This window comes from Lysobacter sp. H23M47, assembly GCF_015209765.1.
GTDB classification, from domain to species: domain Bacteria; phylum Pseudomonadota; class Gammaproteobacteria; order Xanthomonadales; family Xanthomonadaceae; genus Novilysobacter; species Novilysobacter avium.
Genome location: NZ_CP063658.1, coordinates 455772 through 478466, shown reverse-complemented (window position 1 = coordinate 478466; position 22695 = coordinate 455772). Strand labels below are relative to the sequence as shown.

General features: G+C 66.6%; 21 protein-coding genes, 1 tRNA gene and 1 pseudogene. 8 read left to right on the top strand and 15 right to left on the bottom strand.

All coding sequences use genetic code 11. The features are described from left to right. Positions 1-34: 34 nt before the first annotated feature. Positions 35-1663, bottom strand: a complete 1629-nt coding sequence (locus tag INQ43_RS02115) for a hypothetical protein (RefSeq protein ID WP_193985726.1) — start codon at positions 1661-1663, stop codon at positions 35-37. Positions 1664-1670: 7 nt separating this feature from the next. Continuing rightward, a complete protein-coding gene (locus INQ43_RS02110; RefSeq protein ID WP_194036974.1) occupies positions 1671-4718 on the bottom strand; it encodes a type VI secretion system Vgr family protein in 3048 nt (1015 codons plus the stop codon). Positions 4719-4983: 265 nt separating this feature from the next. On the opposite strand from INQ43_RS02110, the gene INQ43_RS02105 reads away from it, so the two are divergent. The 3 genes from INQ43_RS02105 to INQ43_RS02095 all read left to right on the top strand — a co-directional run bounded on the left by INQ43_RS02105 (position 4984) and on the right by INQ43_RS02095 (position 9390). After that, positions 4984-5979, top strand: a complete 996-nt coding sequence (locus INQ43_RS02105; RefSeq protein WP_194036973.1) for a TIGR01777 family oxidoreductase — start codon at positions 4984-4986, stop codon at positions 5977-5979. A 33-nt stretch (positions 5980-6012) separates the two neighbouring features. Then, complete coding sequence (gene purD / locus INQ43_RS02100; RefSeq protein ID WP_194036972.1) at positions 6013-7308, top strand: phosphoribosylamine--glycine ligase; 1296 nt, start codon at positions 6013-6015, stop codon at positions 7306-7308. A 105-nt stretch (positions 7309-7413) separates the two neighbouring features. Further along, positions 7414-9390 (top strand): MFS transporter, encoded by a 1977-nt coding sequence (locus INQ43_RS02095; protein WP_194036971.1) that lies wholly within the window; start codon positions 7414-7416, stop codon positions 9388-9390. Positions 9391-9422: 32 nt separating this feature from the next. Here the strand turns inward: INQ43_RS02095 and INQ43_RS02090 are convergent, their stop codons facing one another. The 6 genes from INQ43_RS02090 to INQ43_RS02065 all read right to left on the bottom strand — a co-directional run bounded on the left by INQ43_RS02090 (position 9423) and on the right by INQ43_RS02065 (position 14029). Beyond that, entirely contained in the window at positions 9423-10346 is a 924-nt protein-coding gene (locus INQ43_RS02090) for a cobalamin biosynthesis protein (protein WP_194036970.1), read from the bottom strand. Between the two features lie 139 nt (positions 10347-10485). Further along, positions 10486-11406 (bottom strand): NAD(+) diphosphatase, encoded by a 921-nt coding sequence (nudC, locus tag INQ43_RS02085; protein WP_194037530.1) that lies wholly within the window; start codon positions 11404-11406, stop codon positions 10486-10488. Between the two features lie 86 nt (positions 11407-11492). Beyond that, a complete protein-coding gene (gene erpA, locus INQ43_RS02080) occupies positions 11493-11882 on the bottom strand; it encodes an iron-sulfur cluster insertion protein ErpA (protein ID WP_194037529.1) in 390 nt (129 codons plus the stop codon). Between the two features lie 59 nt (positions 11883-11941). Then, positions 11942-12706, bottom strand: a complete 765-nt coding sequence (locus INQ43_RS02075; RefSeq protein ID WP_228062589.1) for a DUF6776 family protein — start codon at positions 12704-12706, stop codon at positions 11942-11944. Positions 12707-12918: 212 nt separating this feature from the next. Then, positions 12919-13353 (bottom strand): polymer-forming cytoskeletal protein, encoded by a 435-nt coding sequence (locus INQ43_RS02070; protein ID WP_194034906.1) that lies wholly within the window; start codon positions 13351-13353, stop codon positions 12919-12921. A gap of 1 nt (position 13354) precedes the next feature. Further along, positions 13355-14029 (bottom strand): DUF6776 family protein, encoded by a 675-nt coding sequence (locus INQ43_RS02065; protein ID WP_194037527.1) that lies wholly within the window; start codon positions 14027-14029, stop codon positions 13355-13357. Positions 14030-14119: 90 nt separating this feature from the next. Here INQ43_RS02065 and INQ43_RS02060 point away from each other — a divergent pair, with 90 nt between their 5' ends. Then, on the top strand, positions 14120-14710 hold the full coding sequence (locus tag INQ43_RS02060; RefSeq protein WP_194036969.1) for a DUF4126 domain-containing protein: 591 nt from the start codon (positions 14120-14122) through the stop codon (positions 14708-14710). Positions 14711-14728: 18 nt separating this feature from the next. Here the strand turns inward: INQ43_RS02060 and bfr are convergent, their stop codons facing one another. The 3 genes and pseudogenes from bfr to INQ43_RS02045 all read right to left on the bottom strand — a co-directional run. Beyond that, positions 14729-15199, bottom strand: coding sequence for a bacterioferritin (gene bfr, locus INQ43_RS02055; RefSeq protein WP_043959314.1), 471 nt, complete (start codon positions 15197-15199; stop codon positions 14729-14731). A 128-nt stretch (positions 15200-15327) separates the two neighbouring features. After that, positions 15328-15531: a bacterioferritin-associated ferredoxin gene (locus INQ43_RS02050; RefSeq protein ID WP_194036968.1), complete on the bottom strand. Its 204-nt coding sequence runs from the start codon at positions 15529-15531 to the stop codon at positions 15328-15330. A 214-nt stretch (positions 15532-15745) separates the two neighbouring features. Continuing rightward, positions 15746-16225: pseudogene (locus tag INQ43_RS02045) on the bottom strand (RNA pyrophosphohydrolase); the annotation flags it as partial. Positions 16226-16373: 148 nt separating this feature from the next. On the opposite strand from INQ43_RS02045, the gene INQ43_RS02040 reads away from it, so the two are divergent. Next, positions 16374-16450 (top strand) — tRNA-Met (locus INQ43_RS02040). A gap of 85 nt (positions 16451-16535) precedes the next feature. On the opposite strand, the gene INQ43_RS02035 is transcribed toward INQ43_RS02040, so the two are convergent. Both INQ43_RS02035 and INQ43_RS02030 read right to left on the bottom strand, forming a co-directional pair. Then, positions 16536-17051 carry a hypothetical protein gene (locus tag INQ43_RS02035; protein WP_194036967.1) on the bottom strand — a complete coding sequence of 172 codons (516 nt, stop codon included), beginning with the start codon at positions 17049-17051 and terminating at the stop codon, positions 16536-16538. Between the two features lie 6 nt (positions 17052-17057). Further along, positions 17058-17702: a hypothetical protein gene (locus INQ43_RS02030; protein ID WP_228062588.1), complete on the bottom strand. Its 645-nt coding sequence runs from the start codon at positions 17700-17702 to the stop codon at positions 17058-17060. Between the two features lie 85 nt (positions 17703-17787). On the opposite strand from INQ43_RS02030, the gene INQ43_RS02025 reads away from it, so the two are divergent. The 3 genes from INQ43_RS02025 (at position 17788) to INQ43_RS02015 (ending at position 21506) form a co-directional block, all read left to right on the top strand. Next, a complete protein-coding gene (locus tag INQ43_RS02025; protein ID WP_194036966.1) occupies positions 17788-18444 on the top strand; it encodes a HEPN domain-containing protein in 657 nt (218 codons plus the stop codon). Positions 18445-18719: 275 nt separating this feature from the next. Then, positions 18720-19583 (top strand): oxaloacetate decarboxylase, encoded by an 864-nt coding sequence (locus tag INQ43_RS02020; protein WP_194036965.1) that lies wholly within the window; start codon positions 18720-18722, stop codon positions 19581-19583. A 45-nt stretch (positions 19584-19628) separates the two neighbouring features. Then, positions 19629-21506, top strand: a complete 1878-nt coding sequence (locus tag INQ43_RS02015; RefSeq protein ID WP_194036964.1) for a heavy metal translocating P-type ATPase — start codon at positions 19629-19631, stop codon at positions 21504-21506. On the opposite strand, the gene INQ43_RS02010 is transcribed toward INQ43_RS02015, so the two are convergent. Beyond that, positions 21507-22211 carry an RES family NAD+ phosphorylase gene (locus INQ43_RS02010; protein ID WP_193985696.1) on the bottom strand — a complete coding sequence of 235 codons (705 nt, stop codon included), beginning with the start codon at positions 22209-22211 and terminating at the stop codon, positions 21507-21509. 2 nt (positions 22212-22213) lie between these two features. Further along, positions 22214-22618 carry an antitoxin Xre/MbcA/ParS toxin-binding domain-containing protein gene (locus INQ43_RS02005; protein WP_194036963.1) on the bottom strand — a complete coding sequence of 135 codons (405 nt, stop codon included), beginning with the start codon at positions 22616-22618 and terminating at the stop codon, positions 22214-22216. Positions 22619-22695: the final 77 nt, after the last annotated feature.

Sequence of the window (22695 nt, the reverse complement as noted above, 5' to 3'; positions counted from 1 at the left end):
ACAGCGAAAGCGATTATTGGAACCTTGCAAATACTCATGCCCAGTCTGCCTCTCGCGAAATCCTCGTCACACTGAAAAGCGTCGCCCACTGGCTCCGCGAGTCGTTGTAACTATCCTGATGGTCGTAACCCTTATCCTTCCCTTTTCCGTTAGTTACGACGCGCGCGCCTGCCCCTTGACTACCCTGCCTGAAGCTTGCGCATACGCCTGCCCTGCTGGGAGCCTCGCCGGAAACTGTCGGAACGGTGCCATCGCCGGGTTGATCCGCCTCCCCGAAATTGAGTTGGACGACTTGGCCACCGTTTTTGATGCTAATCTTCCCGTTGCCGTTATCCTTACTGCCCCTCGTTCCTTCCAGCGAAGGCAGATGGGCCCCTTGCCAATGGACGTCAGTCCACCCATGCATTCTTTCGTCAGCGCCATAGTGCACAAATGCGGGCTCGGGATATTTGCCGGAAACTGACTCATGGAAGCGCTGGGTGTCACTCAATAGGCGGGTGAAGCGTTCATACCCGACCGCTTCAGCCCCTTCGAATTCAGGCTCTGAATGCAGCCCCGCTGGATCCAGCATCTCCATGCTTTCCTCCGGAACGAGTCCGTACCATTCCCTGCTGTGGTAAATCTCGGTGTATGGGTCGGATACCGGGAGTGCATGAGATGGATTATCTTCAGGTCCGCCTATCTTCAGCCATGCGCGCCCATCGCCGTAGTCGGCGCTGGGAAGCAACTCCAGTGCGCCTGGCGAGTTGCCCACGATTGCAGTGACCTCCTTTGCGTTTCGTCCCAGGATGATCTGGGAGACGCCGTCATAACCGCATCGACAATGGTGATATGTGGCAGGCGCGCCGGTGGCCGGCATTACGCCGTGGACGACCCCGAGCAGCTTGCCGTACTCGTGGACCCTGGCAATCGCTCGACCGACAATCCCACCCATCGAGTGGGTCACCAGGATCACCTTCTTCACGTTTTGCCCTTTGGCGCGGTGATGGGCGAGCACGACGTTATCAATGTAATCGATCAAGTCCTGTCCAGAATCTTCGTTGGACTGCAGCCAGTTATAGCCGCCGCCCCAGACTTCATATCGATAGCCGGCAGCGTGCTTGAAATCATCAACACTAAGCGCTGTACTCGCCTTTTCGTCGCCGTAGTCGGCTGGGCTGTGCTGCCCCTCTTCACTCCACCAGTCCAGCAATCCGCCCGCTTCCATGATGTTGTTGAGGCGTTTCTGCATCAGCGCCATCACGGGGTGGTAGGAAGAGCGCATCACTGCGCCCCAGCCGCGGTCCTTTGCGACGGCCTTTTCAAGCGCGCCACCGGTATCGATGGACCCTCGGTCATCCACCTCCACCTTGGTCGGATCCAGCATCCGTTGCCGGGTCGCGGGCCCACGAAACACATAGGCGAACATCTGTCCCATCGCACCAAGGATCGGGAATACGCCGTCGGTGTTGGGCGGCCGCCAGACTTTGGAGCCTGTATTGGATTTGAGGTTGGTACCCATGATCCCCGGTAAGAAAATGATCGGGATCACGGCGGTGGGCTGGGCAAGGATGGCCCGCTGGCGGATGTCGCTGGTCGGGCTCAGCGTTGTGTGGGTTACCGGACTCCCCTTCCCGTCGGTTTCATGGGAGCCAATCCTGATTTCGTCTTCCTTCCGTGGCATGCCTGCTTCATTCCTTTCCGAGGATCTTGATTACAACCTTCTCCGGGCCCAGACCCTTCTGTATCGGTAGCTTGCCCTCAGCGTCGGTGACCAGCGACATGCGCGCACCGTCGGCACGGGTCAGTTCCACTCGGGTGTCGGCCATGGGCTCGTCGGTCGCGCGATGGCGTACCACGTAGCTCTGGTCGAATTTCGTCTCCGGCCAGCTGTTCATCTCCCGACTCAGCTGTGCCGGCCCCACAAACGACTTCTTCGCCGCATGCACGGTAATGTTGCCGGGGCATTCGATAACGATATTGCCGCCTTCTATGGTGATGCTTGCCCCGCCGCTGGTCGCCAGGTGCACCGTCTTGCCGGCCGCAAGATCGACCTCGGCGTTGGCGCTGACCACTTTGAGCCGGTCGCGTGACTGCAGATTGATCGCGTCTTTCTGCGCCTGGATGTCCAGGTCGCCTTCGGCGGTCACCAGTGCCAGGGCGTGCTCGCTGGTGACATTGCCCTCGACTGCGCCGGCCAGCCATCCGATCGCCTGGCCGGCGTGGATGCGCAGGTCGCCGGCGACGGCCAGGTTGCTGACCTCGCCGCTGGCCACCGTCAGGGTTTCGCCGACGCTCCAGTGGAGGCTCTGTCCCGCCACGATTCCGATGCCGGCTGGGGCCGTCAGCCCAATGATGGCGTCGCCGCTGTGGGGAACGCGGCCGTCACCACCGGCCGGGTTTCGTTCGGGGGCTTCGTCAGTGCCCTCTCCGAACGCGGCACCGGTCACCACGGTTCCCGCGCTTGCCAGCAGTGCCTCCAACGGGGCCTGATCCTCTATCAGTCGCGAGCTGTTTGCGGCTGTCGCGCCCTGATGCGCAGCCAGACGGACGGTCTGGTGGGTGGTGGCCATCTCGTTGAACGAACCGGCCAGTTGGCTGGCCTGCCTCAATAGAGCCAATGCGGCGACGTGTTCGCCCGCCGGAGCCTCGGCATCGTTGGCAGTGGCGCTGATCCACAGGCCGCGCTCGCTCCGAACGGCGCCCCACTGGTCGGTACGCAGCTCGAAGCCCTCGCCACGGAAGCTGCCGCGGTAGTTGTCGGACTGGTGGATCAGGTGGCCCAGGTTGAGCTGGGTGGCCGCGTGGGTCGTGGCCAGTTGCAGGCGCAGCTGGCCGTCGCTGTCGTCAAAGACCAACCGGTTATGCCCATCTCCACCGAACTCCCGGGATTTGAACCCGCTCATCGCGGCGGCGTTGCGGTGGCCGTCGGCGTCCGAGCTCATGCCGTGCCAAGCCGGCGCGTTGCCGCCGGCGCGGTTGGCCTGGGCGCCGGGCCGATGGTCGCCGGCCTGAGCAAACAGGTCGTTGGCTTCGCTTGACGCCGCCTCGCCACCCGGGGTCGGGGCGATGCCGCCTTCGCCCTGGCCGTTGTACAGCGCACCGACGACCATCGGGCGGTCGATGTCGCCGTCCAGGAAGCCCACCAGCACTTCCTGGCCGATGCGCGGCAGGAACTGGCTGCCCACGCCGGGGCCGGCATAGCGTTGGGCGACGCGCAGCCAGCAGCTGTCGGCGGCAGTCGAAGTGCCTTGGTCGGTCTGGAAGTGGAACCTCACCCGCACCCGACCCAGTGCATCGGAGTGCAACTCCTTCACTCCCGACGCGTGCGGGGAGCCACCATCGCCGACGACGATGGCGCTCTGGTAACCAGGCGCTGTAGGGCGCGGGTTGATGCGCAGGCCGGTGTCATCAGCCAGCACCGGTCGCCACGGCAGCTCGCGCGGGACGGCAATGAAACTGTTCGCATAGCCGATGGCTTCGGCGCGGGCCCAGATTGCCTGCCAGTTCTTTGCGTCCGATCCGTTCCCATCTGCAGCGGACGCGATCAAGGCGCCAGTGCCGGCCGAAAGTGACGCCGCGCGATCCCCGCCGGCTCCAAAGGCATCCGGTTCCGCGATCGGCGGCGCGGCGCCCAAATGCTCCGAAGCACCCTCGCGCACGACGTCAGGCAGGTTGTTGATGCCGGCCTGTTGTACGTCCTCCAGAAGCAGCTCCGGCGGCGCATCGCCGTTGACCGGCGCCTGGGTAAGCGCGAACCACTGGCCTGCGCGAAAGCTGCGCACCGTCGAGCGGCCCAGCCAGCGCGCCCCTTGAGCTCGTGCCGCATCTGCCAGCAACCCGGCGTAGCGCGCGGCCTCGGCCTGACTGGCAAAGCTGTAGGCACCGGTGGGGTCATACGACTCCAGCCGCAGGTCGGTCGCACTCTCATCCAACGGAACGCTGGCCCCCAGCGACATGCTCTTGTAGTCGTGGCTGAGCAGGGTGATGTCGGTGGCGGCAATCGAATGCTGCGCGCCGAGGGACTGCACGGTATCGCTGGACTCGGTCGCGTCGCTGCGGTGGAAGCGGATGCCACCACCGCCTGCAGCGGTCTCATCCTGCGGGCAATTGCCGCTGCGCGCGAAGAGCACCAACTCGTGACCAGCCTCGCCCGTCTCCTGCAGCCGCCAACCCAGGCCCTCTTCCGCGAGCAGGCGACTGACGAAGTCGAAATCCGTTTCCCGGTATTGCACGCAATAGCTGCGCGGGCGCACCTCCGCCAGGAACGGGCCGACCTCGTCGCCGACCTGCCAGCTTGCCAGCGGCGCATAGTCATCGAACACCGCCTCGACGATCTCCAGCACCGTGCGGTCCTGGAATACGCGGCTGTGGCGGCCCTGGGTAAGCAGCCAGGTCCACGGCACCAGGCACAGGCGGTACCTGGCCAAGCCGCCGTCGCTGCCGACGCACTCGGCCTGGCGGATCAGTCCCGACCGCGGGATGCGTCCGCAGTCCGCGGCGCGGGTCGAGAAGGTGGCCGATTGGCCGAGCAGCGCGTCCAGGTCCAGGCCGGCGTCGGTGGAGAGCGCGTCAATCCACCACTCGAAGCCCTGCGAGAGGCTCTCGCGGCCCTGCCAGCGCTCCACGATCAGATCGGACGACGCGCCGCCCACCGCCAGTGCGTACAGGCGGTCGGCGTCGCGATACCGGGACAATGCGGCCAGCACGGCCTGGGGAACAGATACTCCGCTGCTCATGTGCCTCTCCATGGACAGCTCAATACTAGGGCAGTGGCCGACGCCTTGCATCCGGGGCGGGCGCGCCAACGTGTGTTCCCGCGTAGCCTGGAGGCGTACATCGAGTGGGAATTCGCCGCGCAGAGGCGTCGGACCCTCGGAAGCATTCCACACACGCCCGATCAGGCGTTGCTGATATACAGAACGCACCCGGCGTGGTCGCGGTGGCGGCACGTCTTCCCAGTGCCGAGCCGACCCCGGTAATCGCGCCCTAACGGAGCGGCCAGTGAAACCGATCAGATTCGCCGATGAGCAGCAGCACGTCCTGGTGACCGGTGCGACCGGCTTTATCGGCCAGGAGCTGGTCCGCGCGCTGCTGGACGACGGGCACACGGTGACCGCGCTGTCGCGTGATCCGCAGCGTGCCCGCTCGCTGTTCGACGGCCGGGTTCACGCGATCGGCAACATGGCATCTCTGCCGGACGATCATCGTGTCGACGTGATCGTGAACCTGGCCGGCGCACGGATCCTCGGCGCGCGCTGGACGGATCGGCGCAAACAGATGTTGATGCAGAGCCGGATCGGCACCACCCGCAGCCTTGTGGAGTGGATCGCGCGCAGCACGCACAAGCCGGCGCTGCTGCTGAACGGCTCGGCGATCGGCTACTACGGCGTCCAGCGCCAAGGCGACGACACGCCACTCTCGGAAGACAGTCCACCGCAGCCGGTATTCATGTCGCAGCTGTGCCAGGCGTGGGAGGCGGAAGCAGCCAGGGCCGCGGATCACGGGGTCGTTGTCGCATGCATGCGCTTCGGGCTGGTACTGGGACACGGCGGCGCGCTGCCGATGATGCTGTTGCCTTTCAAGCTCGGCCTGGGCGGGCGGACCGGGACCGGGCGGCAGTGGTTGTCCTGGATCCACATCCACGACCTGCTGCGCGGCGTGGCCCATCTCTGGCCGCGCGAGGCCACGCGCGTGGAAGAGAGCAGCCAGGCATCTCCCGCGGCGGTGGACGCCTACAACTTCGTCGCCCCCGGCGCCGTCCATCAGGCCGACTTTGCCAACGCCGCCGCCAGCGTCCTCCACCGACCCGCGTTGCTGCCGGCGCCCGCATGGCCGCTGCGGCTGGCGCTGGGCGAGCAGTCCGACCTCGTGCTGGAGGGCCAGCGCGTTGTGCCAGCGGCACTGACCGCCTCGGGTTTCGTGTTCGACTTCCCCGATATCCTGCCGGCGCTGGCATCGTTGTGCGGACCGGTCCGGCCGATCGAGCGGGTCGGGTAAAATCGCGGGCCACGCGTCAGGAAACACACCGCAATGAAAATCCTCGTCATCGGCTCCGGCGGCCGTGAGCACGCGCTGGCGTGGAAACTGGCCGGGTCAGCGCGCGTCTCGCAGGTGCTGGTCGCCCCGGGCAATGCGGGCACCGCGACCGAGGCCAAGTGCCGCAACGTCGATCTGGCCGCGACGGACATCGACGGCCTGCTCGAGCTCACCGCCCGCGAAAACATCGACGTGACCGTGGTCGGGCCCGAAGCGCCGCTTGTGGCCGGGATCGTTGACCGCTTCCGCGCCGCCGGCCGCCGGATCTTCGGACCCAGCGCCGCCGCTGCCCAGCTGGAAGGCAGCAAGGCGTTCGCCAAGGACTTCCTCGCCCGCCACGGCATCCCGACCGCGTACTACGCCGTCCATACCGAGGTCGATGCCGCGCTCGCCTACGTCCGCGAAAAGGGCGCGCCGATCGTCGTGAAGGCCGATGGTCTGGCAGCCGGCAAGGGCGTGATCGTGGCGATGACACTGGCCGAGGCCGAAGCGGCGATCATCGACATGCTGCAGGGGAACGCGTTCGGCGCGGCCGGGGCGCGGGTGGTGATCGAGGAGTTCCTGACCGGCGAAGAAGCCAGCTTCATCTCGCTGGTGGACGGCGTGACCGCGCTGCCGATGGCGACCAGCCAGGACCACAAGCGCGTCGGCGATGGCGACACCGGCCCCAACACCGGCGGCATGGGCGCCTATTCACCGGCACCTGTCGTCACCGACGAGATCCACGCGCGGATCATGCGCGAGGTGGTCGAGCCGACCGTGCAGGGCATGGCCGCCGACGGCATCCCGTTTACCGGTTTCCTCTACGCCGGACTGATGATCGACGCCGACGGCACGCCGAAGGTGATCGAGTTCAACGTCCGCTTCGGTGATCCGGAGACCCAGCCGATCATGCTGCGCCTGCAGTCGGATCTGCTCGATCTGATCGAGGCTGGCATCGATGGGCGCCTTGACCAGGAGCAGGCGCAGTGGGATCCGCGACCCTCGCTGGGAGTGGTGATGGCGGCGGCGAACTATCCCGACACGCCGCGTACCGGCGACGTGATCCGTTTCCCGGCCGGCATTCCGCCGGAGACCGACAACGGCGGCGACAGCAAGGTCTTCCACGGCGGCACCAGGCTGGTGGACGGCCGGATTGTCACCTCCGGCGGCCGCGTGCTGTGTGTCTGCGCCCTCGGCGAGGATGTGGCGGCCGCCCAGCGCGATGCCTACCGGGTCGTCGACAGGATTCATTGGGACGGGGAGTTCCACCGCCACGACATCGGCTGGCGGGCGATCTCGCGCGACTGACATCAGCTCGCGATCGGAGTGGACCAGCGGGCGGGAATGAGTCGCTCGCGCACCGCTGCACGCAACCGGTCTGCTAGTCTCGCCGGCATTATTTCGGGGAATTCCATGGCAGACGGAACGCCGCCGGCAGACGAGACGCCGCCACCGGGCAGCTCGCACAGCCAATACGCCCTGCTGCGCCAGCGCCGCTTCCTGCCGTTTTTCCTGACCCAGGCGCTGGGCGCGTTCAACGACAACGTCTACCGGCAGGCCATCATCGGCATGCTGTTCTGGCTGGGGGTGAGCAGCGCCGACAAGACGCTCTACACCAACCTGGCGCCGGCGCTGTTCATCCTGCCGTACTTCCTGTTCTCGGCGCTGGCCGGGCAGATCGCGGAGAAGGTCGAAAAGTCCAGGCTGATCCGGATCACCACGGCGATGGAGATCGCCATCATGTCGCTGGCCGCGGTTGGCTTCATGACCCAGAACCTGACCGTTCTGCTGGTTGCCCTGTTCGGCACCGGCCTGCAGTCGACCCTGTTCGGCCCGGTGAAGTACTCCATCCTGCCGACCGTGCTGCACCCGCGCGAGCTGACCGGCGGCAACGGGCTGGTCGAGATGGGCACCTCGATCTCGATCCTGGTCGGGATGATCATCGGCGGCATGGTGTTCAACGCCGCCGGCGACAACGGACCGTGGGTCGCCGGCGCGCTGGTGATTGCGCTGGCCGTCACGGGGCATCTGGTCAGCCGGGCCATTCCGCCGGCGAGCGCGGGTGCGCCCGAGCTGAAGATCAACTGGAACCCGATTCCCGAATCCTTTGCCGTGTTGCGCCTGGCCAAGAAGCAACTGGCGGTGCGCAACGCGGTGCTCGGCGTGTCGTGGTTCTGGTTCGTCGGCACCGTGCTGACCTCACAGCTGCCCACCTACGCCGAGGTCAACCTGGGCGGATCGGCGACGCTGTACATCTTCGCGCTGGCGATGTTCTCGGTTGGCACCGGCGTGGGCTCCTTGCTGTGCGAGAAGCTGTCGGCGCGCACGGTGGAAATCGGGCTGGTGCCCTTGGGCGCGTTCGGCATGACCGCGTTCCTGCTCGATCTGTCGCTCTCGCGGCCCGGCGCGGCGGGCTTGACCGGCCTCGACGTAATGGGCTTCCTGCAACAGCCGGGCGGCTGGCGGACCACCATCGACCTGCTCGGCATCGGCCTGTTCACCGGGTTCTTCGTGGTGCCGCTGTTCGCGCTGATCCAGAGCCGCACGCCCAAGTCCGAGATGTCGCGCGTGTTCGCCGGGCTGAACATCCAGAACTCCGGTTTCATCGTGCTGGCCGCGGCGCTCGGACTCACGCTGCAACTGCCGTCCTTCGAGGTGGCTGGCGTGCGCGTGCCGATGCCGGAGTTGGACATCCCGCAGGTGTTCCTGGCTCTGGCCATTGCCAACGCGGCGGTGGCGCTGTGGATCTTCACCATCGTTCCCGAATTCCTGATGCGCTTCCTGAGCTGGATGCTGGTGCGCACGCTGTACCGGCTGCGGCCCAGCGGCATCGACCGCATTCCCGACGAGGGCGCAGCGCTGGTGGTCTGCAACCACGTCAGCTACATGGACGCGCTGATCCTGGCCGCCTGCATTCCGCGGCCGGTGCGCTTCGTCATGTATTACCGGATCTTCAACGTGCCGGTGATGCACTGGTTCTTCCGCACCGCCAAGGCGATCCCGATTGCCGGTGCGCGCGAGAATCCGGAGCTGATGCAGCGCGCATTTGACGATATCGACGCGGCGCTGGCCGAGGGCGAGATCGTCTGCATCTTCCCGGAAGGCTCGCTGACGCGCGACGGCGAAATCGCCGCCTTCAAGTCAGGGGTCGAGAAAGTGCTGGAGCGCCGCCCCGTGCCGGTAATCCCGATGGCGCTGCGCGGCATGTGGACCAGCATGTGGAGCCGGCGCAGCGCTCGCGCAGAAGCGGGACGGCTGGGGCGGATGCGCGCCCCGCGTGGCTTCCGCGCGCGGGTCGAAGTGGTTGCCGCGGCGCCGATGGACGGCGCGCAGGTGGATGCCGGGATGCTGGAGGCGAAGGTGCGCGAACTGCGCGGGGATCACGCCTGAGCGCGGATCGGTCAGCCAGGACCGGGCGTGGATCAGCTGACGAAGCCGGCAATCACGAACAGCGCCAGCACCGCCAGCCACGCCAGCAGGCTGCGCCAGACCAGGCTCATGGCATCGCGCAGCTCGGGCAGGTCGGGGGGCGCGATGCCGACTGCAGGCGCAACGATCCCGCTCTCGGTGTCTTCCTCATCCGAGACCCAGACATCGCCCTGCTCGCTCAGCTCGCTGTTGACGCTGGCGCGCGCCGCGGCGCCAAGGAAACGGCTGCTGAGCCGCAAGGACGCACCCTCGGCGTTGCGCCACGCGCTCAGCACGCTATCGAAGTTGCCCACCAGCGCGAGTGACAGGGTCATCAACTGCGCCACCGGCCACTCCAGAACCGCCAGCCAGATGCGCGCGCCCTCGCGGGTGGTGGACGGCACCTCGCCGGCGATGGGGCCGACCGCGGCCAGCACACTCAGGCGATAGGTGATCGCGCCCACGGGGCCGAGCACCAGGAACCAGAACAGCACCCCGAACCAGCGTCGCAGGGCGTTGCGGAACACCGCTTCCACCAGGCCGGAGCCGCCACCGGGGGTCTGCGCCTCGGCGACCATCTGCGCGATGCGCTCGCGCCTGCTCAGGCGGTCGGGCGCGTCCAGGATCGCATCGACATCGCGGTCCAGATCACGCGGCCCCCAGGACAGGAACAGCACCGCGGTACCGAACAACAGCCCGGCAATCCCCCACAGCCCGCCATCCACCGACGCCTGCAACACGCCGATGACCAGCACCGGTGGCAGGAGGATCAGCACGACGCCCCAGCGACCCCGCCAGAATCCGTCCTCGCCAAAGCGACCGTTGCACCAGGCGATCAGGTCGCGGTACCAGCCGAAATTGCGGACGGTGGCCGCGAACGACGGTGCCAGATGGCCCAGGACGAGCGCCACGATGGTGGCGATCAGGGTGATGGACATTGGCTGGGCTCCTCCGGGTTCACGCCGCGCAGTTCAGGTCGCGCGATAGCGCGGCGCTTCGATTGCGCACATTCCCCGATTCTAGCGGCACTGCGGGTGCCGGACGCGCGCCGCAATCGCTGCCGGCGACCGGCCAGACTCAGCGTGGCGTGCTGGTGCGCTTGGCGTCCATCGTCTGCAGCCAGCAGTTGGTCAACCAGCGCGAAATCGAGATGGTGGCTGACAGGCGCAGGCTGCTGCCGTCGTCGACATCACCGGCAGTGGCGGCACGCACCTCGTCCACGCTGAACCAGCGCGCGTCTTCCAGCTCGTCATCGACCTGCGGCTCATCGGGATGTGCCAGCGCAATAAAGCCGAGCATCAACTGACCGGGAAACGGCCACGGCTGTGAGGCCAGGTAGCGGCACGCACGCACGCGCACGCCGGATTCCTCCATGACCTCGCGCGCGACGGTCTGCTCCAGGGTCTCCCCGGGCTCGACAAATCCCGCCAGCACCGAATACCGGCGCGGCGCCCATCCCGGCTGCCGACCCAGCAACAGGCGCTCACCGTCGGTCACCGCGACAATTACTGCAGGGTCGGTGCGCGGGTAATGCTCCTGGCCGCACTGGTGGCAGCGACCGAGCCAGCCGCCGCGCTCGAACCCGATCTCTCCGCCGCAGACATTGCAGTAGCGGTAGCGACTGCGCCAATGCTGCAGCGCGCGCGCCTGTGCGTACACGCCGGCCTCGAACGCCGGCCACTCGGCGGCCGCGGTCCGCAGGTCGGTGCGCCGGGGCGCGTGCAGCGCGACCAGCCTGGCCTCGAGGCTGAACCAGCCGCGCCCGCTGCCATCGACGCCGAGGAAAATCGCCGCACCGGTGCCGCCGGGTCCCTGGCTGATCTGTGCCCCGGTCGGTGCGAACAGGCTGCCATCGGCTTCTGCAAGCGCGCGGCCGTCGTCGTCCAGCAGAACCACGCGGGCCTCCGCCCAGAGCGCGGCCAGTGCAGCCGGATCGCCACGAAGGCGATCGGCACGGTCCAGCGCCCCGTGGCACTCGGGCTGGTCGGCATGCGGCAAAAGCGTGCTGTCGCCGCGACGGAACGGGGCGTCTATCCCGGCAAAAGCACCGGCTTCAACGAATGCGAACGGCGCCCCGTCACCCGTCACGCGGCGAACGAGGAACCGCAGCCACAGGTGGTCTTCGCGTTCGGATTACGGATCACGAACTGCGCGCCGTGCAGGCTTTCGGTGTAATCAACCACCGCGCCCATCAGGTATTGCAGGCTCAGCGGGTCCACCAGCAACGTTGCCGCATCGGTTTTCACCGCGAGGTCGTCGTCGGCCTGTTCTTCGTCAAACTCGAAGCCGTACTGGAAGCCCGAGCAACCGCCGCCTTGGATGAACACGCGCAGCTTGAGCGCGGGGTTGCCCTCCTCGGCCACCAGCTCGGCCGCTTTCGCGGCGGCGGCGGAGGTGAACTGCAACGCGTTGTCGAGCGACTGGTATCCCGGGGCGCTGTCGAGGCCGGGCATCGGAATAAACTGACTGTCCATCCACTCAGGATGGGGGGTTACCAGCAGGCATTCAAGCTCGCCGCGACCTTGCACGCGCTTCAGTCAGCTTCGGCGGGCGGGACACCGCCCTGCGGGCCGTTGCCGATGACCTCCGACCAGTTGAAGGACTCGCTGATCGGCGAGCCCGACCGCGGTTGCAGCTTGACCGTCACCCGTACCGGCGCGAACCCGTCGGGCAGGAACACGTCGCCCTTGATCTGCTGGAAGTACTTGAACGAGAACGGGGTACCCCCTGCCTCATCCCCCTGGCGCAGCTCGCTCCAGACCAGTTCCTCGCGCTTGCCGTCCAGGGTGCCTTCGATGACCAGGCTGAGCCGGCCGCTGCTGACCGCACCACGGTTGAGGTTCTGGGTCAGGGTGGTCTGGAACTCCCACGCGTTGCCGTTCTGCGGCGACATCCGCAAGGCATGCACGGTCAGGCCGCGGCGCTGCGAGGTCGCGCCGACCAGACGTTCGTAGAAGGCGACGTCGGCGCGGAGGCCGGCGATTTCCTCTTCGCGCTCGGCCAGCGCGCCCTGCAGGTCGCGATTGGCGTCCCGGCTGATCTGGTCGGAGCGGGTCAGGGTGGCGACATTCTGTTGCATCTCGTCCAGGCGGGCTTGCAACTGTTGGTTGCTCTGCTCGCTGGCGCTCAGCCGCGCATGCACATCACCACCCCCCCCAAGCGCGCGCCAGAGTCCCCAGCCGCCGAACAGCACCGCGATGGCAAGCACGCCCCAGAGCACGGCCGCCGGTGGCGCAGACAACCCGGCTGACGGCGGCCTGTGCTCCGGCGCCGGGCCGTGCGCGGTGGAGTCATGCACGTTGGGGTCGCGTCCGCTCGAATCGTGCCCATCCCGCTCGCGCGCGGACTCGGGCGACTCCGTCGGAGTGTCCGCCGGCGCGGGAGTCGAGGAGTCTGCAGGTTCGGTGGGACTGGGTTCCGAAGGCGATCCGGATGGGTTCATGGCGGGGTATCGGTCGCTCCGCCCCGGCTGGGCGTCTGCGGCCAGCCTACCCCGGTGTTGCTTGAGCGTCAGCCGTTCACGGTCGCCAGGCGGGGCATCCCTTCAGCTTCGGCCATCTCTTCCACACCGGCGTAGGCGTGCTCGGAATCCACATGCAACAGCCGACCGGTCAACACCGAGCCCGCCGCCATCTGCACCACCTTGTAGTGGACATTGCCGTCGACGCGCGCCCTGGAACCCAACTCGATGCGCTCGGTGGCGTACACGTTGCCGTTGACCGTGCCGTTGATCACCATCACCGGCGCGCGCACCTCGCCCTCCACGATGCCGTTGTCGGCCAGGGTGAGGACCGCTTTCTCACCGTCGTCGGCAATCAGCTTGCCGATGACTCGCCCCTCCACGTAGAGACCGCCGCTGAAGTGGAAATCCCCCCGGATCACCACCTGGGCACCGATGAGCGTATCGATCTGGCTGGCGGGAACACTCGCCTTCTTCTTGAGCATGTCAGGTCTCTCCATGTTGCGGTGATTGGGTCCACGCCAGCGCCTGGTCGACGTTGGCACTGCCGCCGCGCAATGCGACGCGCACCCGTTGCGGCGTGAACCCGGGAGGCAACATGACGCTGCCTTCGAGCTGCTGGAAGTAGCGGAACGCGTAGTCCTGCGGCGGCGCGGCGCTGCTCTGGTGGAGATCGGTCCAACCGACAGTGGCCAACTTGCCGTCGCGTACCCCCTCGATGGCGAAGCGCAGCTTGCCGCTGCTGATCGCGCCCTGGGCCAGGTTCTGGGTCAGCACCGCCTGATAGCGCCACGTGCCGGCGCGTTCGGGTTTGAACTCCAGCGAATGCACATTCAGCCCCTTGCGCTGCTTGGCGGCCGGCCCGGCGACGCGCTCATAGAAGGCCAGGTTGGCGCGCAGGCCACTGATCTCTTCCTCGCGCTGGGACAGTTCTTCCTGCAGCTCCTGGTTGGCGACGCGGCTGATCTGGTCGGAGCGCTCCAGCGTCGCCGCGCGCTGGCTCAGTTCGTGCAGGCTGGCCCTGGCTGCGGCCAGCTCGGTTTGCGCCGTGGCCGCAGCGGTCTTCAGGCCCGGCAGCTGCGGCGCCGCATGCAGACTGGTCGCCGCCCAGACAAGCAGCAGTGATCCCAGCCAGCCGGCGACGAGCGCCGACAGCAACATCGTGCGGCGACCGCGCCGATGCGGCACGATCACATAACGTGTGGTTTCTGTTTTCCCCATATCCGGCCCGGATTCTAGCGAGGTTGCCCGATGTCTGATGCGCACCTGTTCGCAATTGGCGTAGTTCTCGCCTGGTTGGCCGGCGTTCGCGTCTACATGACGGTGTTCGGGATCGGGCTGGCCGGATTCTTCGGCTGGCTGGACCTGCCCCAGGCCCTGGAAGTCACCGCATCGCCTTGGGTGATGGGGATCTCGGGCGTGTTGGCGGCAGCGGAATTCCTCACCGACAAGATCCCCGGAGTGGATTCACTGTCGGACCTGCTGCACACGGTGCTGCGCATTCCCGCGGGTGCGTTCCTGGCCGCGGCGGCGATGTCACCCGACGGCAGCCTCGGGGCAGGCGCACTGGCCACCGGCGCCGGCGTCGCGTTTGCCAGCCACGCGCTCAAATCCGGCTCGCGGGCGGTGCTCAATACCTCGCCCGAGCCGGTGACCAACTGGACGGCCAGCCTCACCGAGGATGTCGCCACCGTAGGCGGGCTGGCGCTGGTGTTCAGCTACCCGTGGGTGGCCTTTGGGCTGGTCGTGGTGACCAGCATCGTGCTGGCGTTGGTGCTGTGGTGGGTCTGGCGCATGATCTTCCGCCGTCGCCGATCCGCCGCCGCGACCCCACGGCGCTGAGGGTTACTTCAATCCGGGTTATTTCTCGGTACGGGTCAGCAGGTAGTTCTGGTCGCCCAGGCGGTCCATCAGGCCGAGTTGGGTTTCGATCCAGTCGACGTGCTCTTCCTCGGACTCCAGGATCGAGACAAACAGCTCGCGGCTGACGTAGTCGCTGACACTTTCGCAGTGGGCAATCGCGTCGCGCAGCAGCGGCAGTCCGTCCATCTCGAGCGCCAGGTCGCAGTTGAACACCTCGCGCGGGTTCTCACCGATGCGCAGCTTGCCCAGCGCCTGGAAGTTCGGCAGCCCATCGAGGAACAGGATCCGCTCCGCCAGCTGGTCGGCGTGCTTCATCTCGTCGATGGATTCCTCGTACTCGTGGTCGGCCAGTTCCTTCAGACCCCAGTTCTTCAGCATCTTGGCGTGCAGGAAGTACTGGTTGATCGCGGTCAGCTCGTTGTAGAGCGCCTTGTTGAGGAACTCGATGACCTTGGCGTCGCCCTTCATGGCAATGCTCCGTTTTTGCGTGGGGATCACACCACTCTAAACGGTCATGCCATGGATCGGCGGAATGCGAATCGGGTGCAGCTGCAAGCGCGAACCATTGTCGCCTGCAGGATCAGCGACGCAGGTTCTCAGGCGGCTTGTCGAAGCACCGGCAGTGGCAGCACACGCGCGGCGCGGGTCTCGTCCAGAATCTCACTGGCCATGTCCACGCAACTGCCGCAGCACGAACCGGCGCCGGTGCGCATGGTGAGTTCGGCCATGGAGTCGCAGCCCGCCTCGGCGGCCTGGCGGATTTCGTGATCGGTGATGCCGTTGCAGATACAGACGTACACGTTGACTGGACCGGGTTGGCAGCCGGATCGGCTACGGTCGCAATCACACTACGAATGAGAATGATTGTCAATCAGCCGACCGACCGGGTTCAGTCGGGAGTGCGTTTCAGCCGCCCTTGCCGCCCTGCGCCGGGTGCTGTCGCGTTGGACGGGGCCTGCTGCGATGGCGCGACCACCCTGCCAGGACCGGCCCGGCTGGTGGTACCGCCTGATCACCGGCGACGTGGCGCGCGAACGGCGCGAGGTGCTGGAGTGCACTGGCGTAGACGTGGCGTTTGAACGTCACCACATGCTCCAGCGGGTACCAGAAGTCGACCCAGCGCCAGTGGTCGAACTCGGGCTTCTCGGTGACGTCCAGCTGCAGGTCTGATTCCTTGCCCGTCAGCCGGAGCAGGAACCAGACCTGCTTCTGGCCGATGCACACCAGGCGATCGTTGCGACGTATGGACCGCTGCGGCAGGCGATAGCGCAGCCAGCCGGGCGTAGCGCCCAGCACTTCGACGTGGTCGGGTTGCAGGCCGGTCTCTTCGCGCAGCTCGCGATACATCGCCTCCACCGGCGTCTCGTCGGTGTTCATCCCGCCCTGCGGGAACTGCCAGCCATCCCTATGCACCCGCCGCGCCCAGAACAGGCGTCCGTCGGAATGCATCAGCACGATGCCTACATTGGGTCGATAACCGTCCGGATCGATCACGAGACGGACTCCGGATTGGACTGACTCTGACTCTGCCACGCCCCCCGCCATCCCACAAGCGACGGGGCCCGGTCCAGTCAGGTTTGACAATGCCCCCCGGCGCGCTCAAAATTCCCGGCTCGCTGCGCGCTTGCGGCGGAAGATCGTCGGCTATGTAGCTCAGCCGGTTAGAGCACAGCACTCATAATGCTGGGGTCGGTGGTTCGAGTCCACCCATAGCCACCACACGACGATGACTCCGGGTCGAGACCCGGAATGCCGGCCAACCCCGCGGATCTGCGGGGTTTTTTGTGGGCGATGATCGGAGACGCTAGTGCGCCATCCGGTGGATGCGGTCCCGGTGCGCCACGCCACGACGCCACGCACGCGCCAGGTAAGCGGGATCACGGGCGGGAGCGGTGCACAGGCGGCGCGGGTCCGGGCGGATCCCCACCCTCCCCAGGTCCAGCCTGTCCGCGTCCCAGCACGCCATGACGGTCGGATCTGCCAGTTGGTGCCCGTCGCTGTGCCCCTGGCAGGCGGCCACCAGCAAATCGAGAGCCGGCGCATCAAGCTCAAACCTTCCTTTGGATCGAAGCCAACAGGCATAGTCGGCCGCGCGGGAACCGTGTTCGGGATCGGTGTACTCGTTCTCCCGCTGCGAGTCATGCAGGAACGCGAACAACTCGACGACCCGCAGATCCGCGCCCACTGCCCGGCCAACGTAAAGGCCATGGCGATAGACGCGCGCCCAGTGCGGGAAGCCATGGTGTCCGGTCCAGTCGAGCCGGAATTGGCGGCGGATCTCGCGCAGCAGGTCCGGCGACACGACCCGTTCGTGCTTCATCAGCCGCTAGTCCGGATCGTCCTGGGCTTTCCGATCCACCTCATCGAAAGCCACACACGCCGAAACGCCCGACCGCCGATCGAGAATCCTCGCCGAGGCCGCTGACCAGGCCCGATCGTTGCCCTGCTTGGACTTGTTGAACATCAGCCGGGACGAGAGTTCCACCCCCATGCGGTCCGCATCTTCGAATGCTTCAAGATCAGCGCTTAGGAAAACAAAATCCCAGCCAAGCTTTTTCTTTGCTGCGATCAACTTCGTCACCCGGGCCCGATCAAACTCGCGGCTGGCATTCTCCTGCCCGTCGGTGACCACAACAAAGATGACTTTGTTGGGCCGCTCGTCGTCAGCCATCGCCGCCAAGTCCGCCTCCAGCTCGAGGATGCCCTGCCCCATGGCGTCGTAGAGCGGCGTGGAGCCCCGAGGCACGTACTGCGCCGGGGTCAGAGGGGGCACATCGGAAATACCAGCGCCGCGGTGCAGCACCTCGTACGGATCCTGCGAGTCGAATTGCACCAAGGTGAAAGTCGCCGGATCGGGGCTGGCTTTCTGAGCCGCGAGGAACGCATTGAATCCCCCCACGACGTCGTCGCGAATGTCCTGCATGGATCCGGTGCGGTCCAGGATCACGCTGATATGGCTGCGGTCGCTCATCTCACTCTCCCCCTGTGGTTGACATCAGGTGCGACGATGCAGCAAAGACGTCTCACACATTGCGACACGTTCAGGGGGAAATGTCATGACGTTCAACGCAGAAGCGCTCAAGGCCAAACACCGACACGTCAGGGATAACCAGCCCGAGAACCTGCGGGTGCGGATCCATCGGGCGATCAGCTGGCTGGCGCGGGCCGAGCAGGAAACGGCGGACCTGGATGCGCAGTTCATCTTTCTGTGGATCTCATTGAATGCCGCCTACGCCGCGGACTTCGGGTTCGAACAAAGCGAGCGTGAGCAGACGCGCGCCTTCATTGGCAGAGTGCTGGCGAATGATCAGGAAGGCCGCCTGCAGGACGCGGCGTTCCAGAAGTTCACTGGCCCCATCCGCACGATGATCGAGAACCGGTTCGTGTTCGAGCCCTATTGGCGGGCAATGCGCGAGCACGACAGCAGCGATCGTTGGGAAACCCAATTCGCCGCCAGCAAGCGGGTCGCCATGAAGGCGCTGATGGGACGGCAGACGGATGTGGTGCTCTCCATCGTCCTGGATCGGCTCTACGTCCTGCGCAACCAACTCGTCCATGGCGGCGCGACCTGGAACAGCGGCGCCAACCGCGCCCAGGTCCGGGATGGTGCATCGATCCTCATGACCCTCATGCCGATCATCATCGACCTGCTGATTGATGACCCGGCGACGGAGTTCGAGGGGGTTGCCTATCCGCTGGTTCGGGAGTTTTAGTCACCGTTCTGCGTCGGTCGAAAACCCGATGGAAAAGCGGGACCGATGAGGAGCCTCAGGTCGCATTCGACGCGACCCCCAAACACATCCTCCTGCCCATGCGCAGCTTGAGCGATATCCACTTGATCGACCTTCCGGCGACCGCGGGCATAGCCCACCGAGACTCGGTATCCTCTGACCCGCCCAGCCCAAATGTCCGGACATCCCGCGCCCCGTGCGCGGGCACCGGTGCTTGGCGCTATACCTCTTCAATTCCCCGCCTTTGATCCGTGCGAATGAAAACCACCCTCAAGCAACGCCTGCAGCAGCCAAACGCCATCCTCGTACCCGGCATCTACGATGCCTTCACCGCGTTGATCGCGGAGCAGACCGGCTTCGAGGCGCTGTACCTTTCCGGCGCCTCCATCGCCTATACGCGACTGGGCCGGTCCGACATCGGCCTGACCACTGCGACCGAGGTCGCTGACACCCTGGCGCGGATCACCGAGCGGGTCCGCACGCCGGTCATCGTCGATGCCGACACCGGCTTCGGCAATGCGCTCAACACACAGCGCACCGTGCGCGCGTTTGAGCGCGCCGGCGCCGCGATGATCCAGCTGGAGGACCAGACCTTTCCCAAGCGCTGCGGGCACCTGGACGGCAAGGGCGTCGTTCCGGTCGGGGAGATGTGCGGCAAGTTGCGCGCGGCGCTGGACGCGCGCAGCAGCGAGCAGACCCTGATCCTCGCGCGCACCGACGCCGTTGCCGTGGAAGGTTTCGAGGCGGCGCTGGACCGTGCCGAGGCGTACCTGGAGTGCGGCGTGGACGCGCTGTTTATCGAGGCGGTCCGCAGTCGCGAGCAGATGGACATCGTCTGCGCCCGCTTCGCCGATCGGATCCCGCTGCTGGCCAACATGGTCGAAGGCGGCAAGACCCCGGTGCAGAGCTCGGACGTGCTTGGCGAGATCGGCTACCGGATCGTGATCTTCCCCGGCGGCACCGCGCGCGCGGTGGCGCATACCCTTCGCGGCTACTATGCCAGCTTGCACAGCCATCACAGCACCGCGCCGTTCAAGGACGCCATGCTGGATTTCGACCAGCTCAACGAGCTGATCGGCACGCCGGAACTGCTGGCGCTGGGGCAGCAATACGAAGGCTGAAACCGAACACGCCGTAATGAGCGGCTTGGGAGCTTGACCGACAGCATGAACAAAGTCGCCAGCCTGACCAGGCGCTATCCGATCGTCGCCCTCACCCTGCTGGTCGGCATCATCGCCGGTGCGATCGAGCTGTTCGGGCAGGGCGTCCTTGCCGAGCGCAACGTCGCCCGCTGGCTGATCAGCGCGTTCGCGCTTGCCATCGCCGCGTCGCAGGCCGTAGGGATGCTGCGCAACCTGCTGGCCGGGCGGATGGGCATCGACGTGCTGGCGATCATGGCGATCATTGCCACGGTGTCGGTCGGCGAATACTGGGCCAGTCTGGTCATCGTGCTGATGCTGTCCGGCGGCGAGGCGCTGGAGGAGTACGCCGCCGGCCGCGCGCGCAGGGAGCTCGGCGCCCTGCTGGATCGTGCGCCCCGCGATGCCCACCGCATGCTGGGCGAGGATGGCCAGGTCGAGGACGTCCCGGTATCGGAGGTGGCCATTGGCGATCGCCTGCTGGTGCGGCCGTCGGAAGTCGTTCCGGTGGATGGGGTGCTGGTGTCGGCGAGCGGCAGCTTCGACGAGTCATCGCTGACCGGCGAGAGCCTTCCGGTCGAGCGCGGCCGCGGGGCCGCCGTGTTCAGCGGCTCGCTCAACAGCGAGGTTGCGGTCGTCATCGAGGCCACGGCGGCGGCGAGCAACAGCCAGTACCAGCGCATCGTCGCGCTGGTCGAGGAGGCCGCGGAGAGCCGGGCGCCGCTGGTGCGGCTGGCGGACCGTTTCGCCGTGCCCTTCACCTTCGGATCGCTGCTGATTGCCGGGATCGCCTGGTGGGTGTCCGGGGACCCGGTGCGATTTGCCGAGGTGCTCGTCGTTGCGACCCCCTGCCCACTGCTGATCGCGGCCCCGGTCGCCTTCATGGGCGGCATGAGCCGGGCCTCCCGGCACGGCATCATCGTCAAGGGCGGTGGCACGCTGGAGCAATTGTCGCGCGCGCGCACGGTCGCCTTCGACAAGACCGGTACCCTCACCTACGGGGACCCGACCGTGGTCGCGGTGCAGCCCGCCGCCGACTTCGAGCAGGACGAGCTTTTCACCCTCGTCGCCTCGGCCGAACAGTACTCCTCGCACGTGCTGGCCACGGCGATCGTGGAAGCGGCGCAGGAGCGCGGCCTGACCCCGCGCGAGGCCGCGGAGGCGCGCGAGGAGGCGACCAACGGCGTCGTCGCAACCATCGACCAGCGCGAAGTCGTGGTCGGCAAGCTGGCGTTCGTCGCGTCCTTCGCACCCGAGGCGCGCGCGGCGTCGATTGCCAGCGGCGAGCTGGCGGTCTACGTCGCCGTCGATGGCCGCTTCGCCGGCACGATCCTGCTCAGCGACCGGGTCCGGGGAAATGCCCGCTCCACCATCGATCGGCTGCTGTCGCTGGGCGTCGAGCGCGTCCTGATGCTCACCGGCGACGCCGACGCCACGGCCCGCCACGTGGGCGGCGATCTCGGGATCGGCAACATCCAGGCCGAACTGCTGCCGGAAGACAAGGTCCGGATCGTCCAGGCGATCAGCGAGCGGCCGGTGGTCATGGTCGGCGACGGCGTCAATGATGCGCCGGTGCTTGCGGTGGCCGACGTCGGCATCGCCATGGGCGCCCGGGGCGCGACGGCGGCGAGCGAGTCGGCCGATGTGATCATCACCGTCGATGACGTGTCGAAAACCGCGACGGCAATGGCGATCGCCCAGCGCACCATGCAGGTGGCGCTGCAGAGCATCTGGCTCGGTATCGCCTTGAGCGTCGGACTGATGTTGTTCGCGGCGTTCGGGTTCCTGCCGGCGATCCTTGGCGCGGCGCTGCAGGAAGTGGTCGACCTTGCGACGATCATCAACGCATCGCGAGCGCTGGGTAACGCGCGAAGCGATCGGCGGCTGGTGTCCTCGCGATCTTGATCAGCGTGAGCGCCGCAGCTCGCTGATGTGCAGGCGCTGGTCGACCACACCGGGGGTCCGCTCGATTGCGACCGTCTGCGTATCCAGGTCGATCCGGTAGGTCAGGTAGTACGCCAGCGCGGCGTCGGAGAGCGGCACGGCGCGGAAGGCGGCCAGGCACTCGCCCTCGGGCCAACGGGCCGAGGGATAGACCAGCCCGGCCAGCCCCTGGTTGGCGGCATACCGGCCGATCGGCTGGGTCGGCGCGTAGTCATCACCCACCAGTTCGGGGAAGGCGACCTCCTTGCCGCGAAGGTCGGCAAACAGCCCCCGCGCCCGCACCGTGTACACCGCCCGGTAGCGCACGAACACGGTTTCCGGCGGGTCGATCAGGTCGTTGCCCTGGCGCAGCGCGTGCCAGCACGTCTCCGCGCGCGCGGTTGCGTCGTCGAAGGCGCCGTACCAGACGCGGATCGTGCCGTCGCCAAAGCGCGAGCCTACGACCGGGTCGCTGGCGAAGGGGTAGTCGATGGCCTGCGAGTAATACAGGCCGCGCTCGATCACGCCCGGGGCGGTCTTTCGCACGGCCATCTCGGCCGCGATCGCCGCGTCCTGGCCGGCCCGGTCGGGCACCAGATCATCGAATAGATTTTCGCTGAGCCGCAGCGAGGTGATGTTCCTGAACAGCTGCGCGTCCACGCGGGACAGCGTGTCCAGAACCTCCACTACTACTGGCCCCGCTGGAAATCGATGAAGCGCGCGATGCGCGCGACCCCCAGCATTCCGTCAGCCAACATGACTTCCAGCGGCGTGTGGCCTTCCAGCACCCGGTTGCGCAGTTTCACCCAGCCAAACCGCAGGGCCTCGCTTTCCGGAAAAAGCAGGCGCAGGCCTTTGTGGATGCCCAGCAGGTAGCCGACCCGGGCCAACGTGTCGGGCGCGTTAGGCAGCGCTCTTTCACCACGACGGTACTGCGGCAGGACCTTCCGGCTTTCCGGACTCATGCCGAGCAGGATCAACTGCTCCTCAGCCGAGAGTCCCCATTTTTCGAACAGCGCCGCCACCGTGCGCGCCAGGTCCTTGCGGGTCTGGTCGGACTGGAGATTCAAAACCTGGTTGGCGGGGACGCTCACGGACTTCTCCTGTGTATGCGTCACCCATACTCGGGGATATATCCCCGTAAATCAAGTCAAGCGAGGATCGTCCGCGG

Bases quoted from the DNA above. Each gene is read 5' to 3' on its own strand.
- INQ43_RS02035 (WP_194036967.1), bottom strand. From the start codon at position 17,051: ATGAAGCACGAACGGGTCGTGTCGCCGGACCTGCTGCGCGAGATCCGC.
- INQ43_RS02115 (WP_193985726.1), bottom strand. From the start codon at position 1,663: ATGCCACGGAAGGAAGACGAAATCAGGATTGGCTCCCATGAAACCGAC.
- bfr (WP_043959314.1), bottom strand. From the start codon at position 15,199: ATGAAGGGCGACGCCAAGGTCATCGAGTTCCTCAACAAGGCGCTCTAC.
- INQ43_RS02065 (WP_194037527.1), bottom strand. From the start codon at position 14,029: ATGTTGCTGTCGGCGCTCGTCGCCGGCTGGCTGGGATCACTGCTGCTT.
- erpA (WP_194037529.1), bottom strand. From the start codon at position 11,882: ATGGACAGTCAGTTTATTCCGATGCCCGGCCTCGACAGCGCCCCGGGA.
- INQ43_RS02095 (WP_194036971.1), top strand. From the start codon at position 7,414: ATGGCAGACGGAACGCCGCCGGCAGACGAGACGCCGCCACCGGGCAGC.
- INQ43_RS02025 (WP_194036966.1), top strand. From the start codon at position 17,788: ATGACGTTCAACGCAGAAGCGCTCAAGGCCAAACACCGACACGTCAGG.
- purD (WP_194036972.1), top strand. From the start codon at position 6,013: ATGAAAATCCTCGTCATCGGCTCCGGCGGCCGTGAGCACGCGCTGGCG.
- INQ43_RS02030 (WP_228062588.1), bottom strand. From the start codon at position 17,702: ATGAGCGACCGCAGCCATATCAGCGTGATCCTGGACCGCACCGGATCC.
- INQ43_RS02015 (WP_194036964.1), top strand. From the start codon at position 19,629: ATGAACAAAGTCGCCAGCCTGACCAGGCGCTATCCGATCGTCGCCCTC.
- INQ43_RS02090 (WP_194036970.1), bottom strand. From the start codon at position 10,346: ATGTCCATCACCCTGATCGCCACCATCGTGGCGCTCGTCCTGGGCCAT.
- INQ43_RS02110 (WP_194036974.1), bottom strand. From the start codon at position 4,718: ATGAGCAGCGGAGTATCTGTTCCCCAGGCCGTGCTGGCCGCATTGTCC.
- INQ43_RS02060 (WP_194036969.1), top strand. From the start codon at position 14,120: ATGTCTGATGCGCACCTGTTCGCAATTGGCGTAGTTCTCGCCTGGTTG.
- INQ43_RS02070 (WP_194034906.1), bottom strand. From the start codon at position 13,353: ATGCTCAAGAAGAAGGCGAGTGTTCCCGCCAGCCAGATCGATACGCTC.
- INQ43_RS02020 (WP_194036965.1), top strand. From the start codon at position 18,720: ATGAAAACCACCCTCAAGCAACGCCTGCAGCAGCCAAACGCCATCCTC.